Source organism: Arthrobacter sp. I3 (assembly GCF_000520575.1).
Lineage (GTDB): Bacteria > Actinomycetota > Actinomycetes > Actinomycetales > Micrococcaceae > Arthrobacter > Arthrobacter humicola_A.
The window spans coordinates 18,352-19,206 of sequence record NZ_KI914921.1 but is presented as its reverse complement, the minus strand read 5'-3'; the positions used below and the strand labels follow the sequence as shown (position 1 = coordinate 19,206).

Annotated in this window: 2 protein-coding genes; both read left to right on the top strand. The window is 68.8% G+C overall.

All coding sequences use genetic code 11. From position 1 onward, the window contains the following. A partial coding sequence (locus tag Y706_RS29750; RefSeq protein ID WP_028276485.1) for a response regulator transcription factor occupies window positions 1-432 on the top strand: 432 nt, incomplete at its 5' end. Window positions 433-605: 173 nt separating this feature from the next. Next, window positions 606-855, top strand: a 250-nt coding sequence (locus Y706_RS24770) for a response regulator transcription factor (protein ID WP_043435863.1), incomplete at its 3' end; no start/stop codon positions are given.

The following is an 855-nucleotide window of genomic DNA, read 5'->3' as shown; positions in this document are numbered from 1 at the left end:
CCCGCCGCGATCTGCGCCTACGCCGCAGCCATCAGCGCGGACAACGCCGCAGACCTCCTTGAGGCCGCGAAAACCTGTGAGGCGGCGGAACTGTGGGCCTTTGCCGCCCTCGCCTACGACGCCGCGGCGCACGCCTACCGGGCCGCGGGCGACACCCTCAGGGAGCGCATGGCCAATTCCCAGCGGAAGCGGTGCCTGGACCGGGCCGATGACCTTCCCGGCGACGAAGCGGCCAAGAACGATGACTCGCTCGGCATACTGACCCGCCGCGAGCGCGACATTGTGGCGCTGGCGGTACGCGGCCTCACTGACCGGCAGATTGCCGCAGAGCTCCAGGTGTCCGTGCGCACGGTTGAAGGCCATCTCTACCGCAGCTACGCGAAGCTCAACGTCAAGGGCCGTGAGCAGCTTCCCGGTATCGGCGGGCACTAGCGGCAAGCAAGGGAGAGGCCGCGTACGCCGCAGCCATCAGCGCGGACAACGCCGCAGACCTCCTTGAGGCCGCGAAAACCTGTGAGGCGGCGGAACTGTGGGCCTTTGCCGCCCTCGCCTACGACGCCGCGGCGCACGCCTACCGGGCCGCGGGCGACACCCTCAGGGAGCGCATGGCCAATTCCCAGCGGAAGCGGTGCCTGGACCGGGCCGATGACCTTCCCGGCGACGAAGCGGCCAAGAACGATGACTCGCTCGGCATACTGACCCGCCGCGAGCGCGACATTGTGGCGCTGGCGGTACGCGGCCTCACTGACCGGCAGATTGCCGCAGAGCTCCAGGTGTCCGTGCGCACGGTTGAAGGCCATCTCTACCGCAGCTACGCGAAGCTCAACGTCAAGGGCCGTGAGCAGCTTCCCGGTA